This window comes from Epibacterium ulvae (genome assembly GCF_018678075.1).
Classification (GTDB): Bacteria; Pseudomonadota; Alphaproteobacteria; order Rhodobacterales; family Rhodobacteraceae; genus Epibacterium; species Epibacterium ulvae_A.
The window spans coordinates 1-4,800 of the sequence record NZ_JAHHIR010000063.1; the positions used below are offsets into that span (position 1 = coordinate 1).

Genomic DNA, 4,800 nt, shown 5'->3' on the forward strand with positions numbered 1-4,800 from the left:
CACAACCGCCAGGGTAAGGCATGCTTGGATCGCCGCATCGCTGAAACGCTGCTGGCGGCCGCGCTTGCCACCCGGTGGCGGCACCCAAACCATCTCTGGGTCAAACCAAATCTCAAGCGATCCGCGTCGCTTAAGCGCATCATTGTATGCCGACCAGTTCGTGCTCTTGTACTTTGTGGGGGACCAACTGCTCATACCTTCCAGCTATCACTCTGGATTCAAACAGTGAATCCTCAAACCGATTTGTGCAACAAAGCCGACTAAGGGTCCAACCGCTGTTTGTTGTGGTTGAGCGACAAGAGATCACGGCGGCTGTAATGGCCTGCCGGATCCAGCTTCATATGCGCGCCAATCACCGCATCCATAGACAGATCCGCATATAGGATACGCTCTTCGCCCAGGGTCGGCGGCACGATCAATTCACCACCGGGGGCCGCAATCATAGACCCGCCATCCATGATCACATCGCGCCCTTCGGTCACATATTTGCGCAAGGGAAAGCTGTTGGGAATGTCGGATGCGCGCAATAACCCCGAAACTGAAGCCACATAGATCCGCCCTTCCATCGCGATGAATTGGGTGATGTGGTTGGTCACATCCAGATCGCCGGGCCAGGTTGCGATATGCAGCTGCTCGCCTTGTTCATAAAGCGCTTGCCGCGCAAGGGGCTGCCAGTTCTCATAACAATTCAGCCCGCCGACCTTAAATTCGTTTACGTTCTGAACCTGCAAACCATGCGCGTCCCCATCCGCCCACAACAGCCGTTCATGAAACGTCGGTTTTAACTTGCGGTGGACATTTACGACGCCCTTGTCGGGATCAATCGCAACCAGAGAGGCATAGACAGACCCCATCGAACCGGTGCGCTCCACAATGCCGGTATAGACATGCACGCCAAGATCACGCGCCTCTTTGCAGATCGCCTGCAGCTCGGGCCCATCTGTGGTGATGGCTGATTTCAGGTATTCGATCTGTCCGACTTTTAGCAATTCATCATTGGATGCCACCGCAGGCGCGCGCAGCCATATCGGGTAGCCTGATAGAAAAACCTCAGGGAAGGCAACCAGTTGCGCCCCAGCGCCTGCTGCTTCACGCAGGAGCGTGATCAGCTTGTCGGTTGTGGCCTGTGGGTCGAGGAAAACCGGTGCTGCTTGTACGGCGGCAATTTTCATCTGCGGCTATCCTGTCTTGTTCATATGCCATCTTACGGCAAAATCTTCCCCCGGCAAAATGGCCGGGGGAAGCAGTTAGTGAGTGGTGGTTAGCCAGGGTTCGCCCCGGCGCTTTTGATGCTTTCGTCAATTTTGCTCCAGGGTTTGGTATTGTCGCACCAAATCTGAATGTCCGGAGACACCCAGGAGCTGTCATCCAACGTCCCGGCCTTAACAGCCGACAGATTGTTGAATGCCGGCAGTTCAGTGGTCAACGGCGAACCACAAGTGCTGCAGAAATTTCGGGTCACTTCCTCGCCCGATGCGCCGTTTACAACATATTGGCGACGGCTTTCGCCTTCGAAGGTCACAGAATCCGTCGGAACCAGAACATTGGTTGAAAATGCCGAGCCGCTTTGTTTCTGGCAATCCGGGCAATGGCACACTGCGGTCATTGCCGGCTCTTCTTCTGACGAAGAATATGTGACCTGTCCGCAAAGACAGCTTCCTTTAATCTTGGTCATCGTGATCTCTCCATGTTGGATATGTCTTTTTGTAATCGCTTTTTTCGACGTTTTTTTATGTCCGCATGTGTTCTGCGGATTCAATGACAGTATTGACAGTATTGAATTGCCGCAGCTGTGGTCGAATGCTGGCTATCTGTGTTCAAATTAATCGCCGTTCGAACGGCAGACCGCGATAGGATGCGATCCCGCCAGGCCGTGACGTTCGGAAATCTGTTCAGATCCAGACCAAGCAGCCGCGCAACCAAAACCCACGGGAAGTTGGCCATATCCGCAATGGTGTACTCCCTAAAAAGATAGTCTTGCCCATCCAAGCGCGTTTCTATCTGGGTCAGAAGGCTTTCAAACGTTTCGTGCACAGTCTCGTAGGCTTGGCCTGCACAGCCATGTGTGTCTTGTGCTGACGTGTCCTGACGCTGCACTTGCGTTGGCTGCCAGAACAGCCATTCATAAAACGCTTTGTCGCCTGCACTGAGGCCCGGTCCGAATTGACCTGACTTTTCAGCCAGAAACAATAGAATTGCGCCGCTTTCATTAACGGTCATCCGGCTGCCCACGGCAGAATGGTCCACGATCGCTGGAAACTTCGCTTCTGGGTTGATGGCCCACAGATCACGTCTTTCCTGCCTTTTGTGGATCTCACGATAGTCCAGGCCGGTCTCTGCCAACATAATGGCAACGATCCAACTGTTGGGCTTTGGGAAAGGGTAAAACCCGATCATAGGCCGCCCGCCTCGGGTGTACTCAGTAAAGGGGTAACAATGCCATCTGTGTGCTCTCCCAACTCCGGAGCGGGGCGGCGGTTTTGCGCGGGCGTCCCGTGAAAGACCGCAGGCATGCGCGCTTGACGTAGCCTTCCGGCTGTTGGGTGATCGTATTCAAAGAAAGTCTCATTCTGAGCGAGCTGCGGATGATTGCGCATTTCGCGCCGCGTCAACACAGGCGCACAGGGCACGCCGGCATCTTCCAGATCGACAAGCAGCGTGTCGCGGTCCAAATCGGCAACAATTTCCTGCGTCAGCTTTAGCCGCGCGTCCCGATTGATTTCCCGCTGTTCCGCATTCACAAACCGTGGATCGTCCAGAATATCGGGGCGACCCGTTGCTTTGGCCAAGGCTTCCCAATGCTTGTCCTGCATGATTGAAATGCTCACGTAGCCGCCTTTTACATCATAGATAAGGTCAGAAAATGATTGACTTTCTTCCTTAGCCATCTCATCCCCAACGAATGTATGGCCATTCATATCTGAAGCCCACAGGAAGGACGCGACGGTGTCCAACATGGACAACGTGACCTGTTGCCCTTCGCCGCTGCGTTCCCGCGCAAATAGAGCTGCCGTGATCGACTGGCTCGCCTGAATCGCGGTCAATTTATCGGGCAGGATTGTACGAACCAGTCTTGGACGCTCTTCATCTGAGCCGGCTTGAACCGTCGTCAGGGCCGAAACCGCCTGGATCAAAGGATCATACACAGGCTTGGGGGCCAACGGCCCGTCAAAGCCAAAGCCCGCAATGGACATGTGGATCAATCTCGGGTTTAGCGTGCGCAACGCGTCGTACCCCAACCCCAATCGGTCCGCGACACCAGGCCGAAAGTTCTGCACGAACACGTCGGCCTGTGCGATCAGCTCTTTCAACGCCGTAAGATCCTGGGACTTCTTGAGGTCCAATACGATGGATCGTTTGTTGCGGTTGTTATTCAAAAAAGACGCGGAATGCCCGCCACGCCGCGTGGCCAGATGGCGGGTATAGTCACCGTCCGCGCGCTCTACCTTGATCACATCGGCACCTTGGTCTGCCAACATCATGGTACACATCGGGCCGGAAATCACCGTAGTCAGATCGATCACCTTCACCCCTGCAAGGGGGCCAGTGAATTGGGTGCCAACGTTATGATCCATCTTCGTCTTCCTACTTCTGCTATCCTCAGAAGGTAGGTATTCTTTCATAATCCACGTAATGAATAAAAATCATCTAAAGATGAATACTGCTCACTCCGCTTGCGTCAGCAACCAATTGTGAAAGCGTTTTACAACCGACGACATTGGCTCGTTGGAGCGTACAACATAATAGCCGGTTTCAACCCGAGCGGTAGTAACATCTGAAAAAGGTTGAACTAATCGCCCCGTTTCCAAGTCAGGATCCGCCAATGGGCGTCGCGCCAATGTCACGCCCAGACCGTCTTTGGCTGCCTGAATGGACAGCTCATAGGTCGGAAGATTATAGCGTTGGGTCAGATCAGGTGATGTGAAACCACAGGATCGACACCAGCGATCCCACTCCCCTTCGACGTTTGAGTTGCCCAAAATACGGGCAGTCGACAGCAGTTCTTCGAGGCTGGTCGCCTTCAGGCTGCTCAAAAGGCTTGGAGAGATCACAGGTACGATCGTCTCGGCCATCAACGGATCGGCGATTGTACCCGACCACTGCCCGGCGCCCCGACGAATGGCCAAGTCAACGCCCTCGCGGTTCAAATCAACGACCCGCGTGGTCGTGACCATATTGACCTCAATATCACTATGGGTCTGTTCAAGGTCGGCGATGCGGTGCAAAAACCATTCCGCCGCGAAGGATGGCGTCAAAGTCACTGTTACGCGTTTGCGCGCTGGTGATGATCGCACCAGATCGGTCGCACGCACAATGGTCGCCATTGGATCCCTGATCTGGCTAAAGAACTGCTTCCCATCTGCTGTCAAAAACAATTTACCCTTACGGTTTTCGATCAAACGAACCCCCAGCTCTGTCTCCAAAGCCCGCAATTGATGGCTGATTGCCGAAGGCGTAACTTTGAGACGGGCAGCAGCTTCCACGGCGCTTCCCGTCAACCCGACTTCGTAGAAAGCCTTTAACCCGCCAAAAGGAGGGAAGTAATCATGCGCCGTTGAGGTATCGTGGGGTTCCATATGGATGTGTTAGCGCGAGAGCTACGGAACGCCAATCACTTGTTCTGGAATCCAACGGACAAAACGTTTGTCGGTGTGTCTAGCGTTTAATTTTTGAGGATTTTGGTTGCGGGAGTAGGATTTGAACCTACGACCTTCAGGTTATGAGCCTGACGAGCTACCTGGCTGCTCCATCCCGCGCTGGTTTTTTGATTTTATCGTTTTATAGAGATTGGTATTATCC

Annotated in this window: 6 protein-coding genes and 1 tRNA gene; all 7 read right to left on the bottom strand. The window is 53.9% G+C overall.

Going from position 1 to position 4,800, the window contains the following annotated elements; all coding sequences use genetic code 11:
- Positions 1-195, bottom strand: a 195-nt coding sequence (locus KMP13_RS14775) for a transposase (RefSeq protein WP_215266732.1), incomplete at its 3' end; no start/stop codon positions are given.
- A 65-nt stretch (positions 196-260) separates the two neighbouring features.
- Positions 261-1,172: a carbon-nitrogen hydrolase family protein gene (locus KMP13_RS14780; RefSeq protein ID WP_215266733.1), complete on the bottom strand. Its 912-nt coding sequence runs from the start codon at positions 1,170-1,172 to the stop codon at positions 261-263.
- An 89-nt stretch (positions 1,173-1,261) separates the two neighbouring features.
- Positions 1,262-1,675 (bottom strand): GFA family protein, encoded by a 414-nt coding sequence (locus KMP13_RS14785; RefSeq protein WP_215266735.1) that lies wholly within the window; start codon positions 1,673-1,675, stop codon positions 1,262-1,264.
- An 80-nt stretch (positions 1,676-1,755) separates the two neighbouring features.
- Entirely contained in the window at positions 1,756-2,397 is a 642-nt protein-coding gene (locus KMP13_RS14790) for a glutathione S-transferase family protein (RefSeq protein ID WP_215266736.1), read from the bottom strand.
- Complete coding sequence (locus tag KMP13_RS14795; RefSeq protein WP_215266738.1) at positions 2,394-3,575, bottom strand: CaiB/BaiF CoA transferase family protein; 1,182 nt, start codon at positions 3,573-3,575, stop codon at positions 2,394-2,396. Before KMP13_RS14795 ends, KMP13_RS14790 begins: the two co-directional genes overlap by 4 nt.
- A gap of 90 nt (positions 3,576-3,665) precedes the next feature.
- Positions 3,666-4,577 carry a LysR substrate-binding domain-containing protein gene (locus tag KMP13_RS14800; protein WP_215266739.1) on the bottom strand — a complete coding sequence of 304 codons (912 nt, stop codon included), beginning with the start codon at positions 4,575-4,577 and terminating at the stop codon, positions 3,666-3,668.
- Positions 4,578-4,680: 103 nt separating this feature from the next.
- A tRNA-Met gene (locus KMP13_RS14805) sits at positions 4,681-4,757 on the bottom strand.
- Between the last annotated feature and the right edge of the window lie 43 nt (positions 4,758-4,800).

What these genes read in the sequence shown, in the direction of transcription:
- KMP13_RS14800 (WP_215266739.1), bottom strand. Translation starts at nt 4,577, where the DNA reads ATGGAACCCCACGATACCTCAACGGCGCATGATTACTTCCCTCCTTTT.
- KMP13_RS14785 (WP_215266735.1), bottom strand. Translation starts at nt 1,675, where the DNA reads ATGACCAAGATTAAAGGAAGCTGTCTTTGCGGACAGGTCACATATTCT.
- KMP13_RS14795 (WP_215266738.1), bottom strand. Translation starts at nt 3,575, where the DNA reads ATGGATCATAACGTTGGCACCCAATTCACTGGCCCCCTTGCAGGGGTG.
- KMP13_RS14790 (WP_215266736.1), bottom strand. Translation starts at nt 2,397, where the DNA reads ATGATCGGGTTTTACCCTTTCCCAAAGCCCAACAGTTGGATCGTTGCC.
- KMP13_RS14780 (WP_215266733.1), bottom strand. Translation starts at nt 1,172, where the DNA reads ATGAAAATTGCCGCCGTACAAGCAGCACCGGTTTTCCTCGACCCACAG.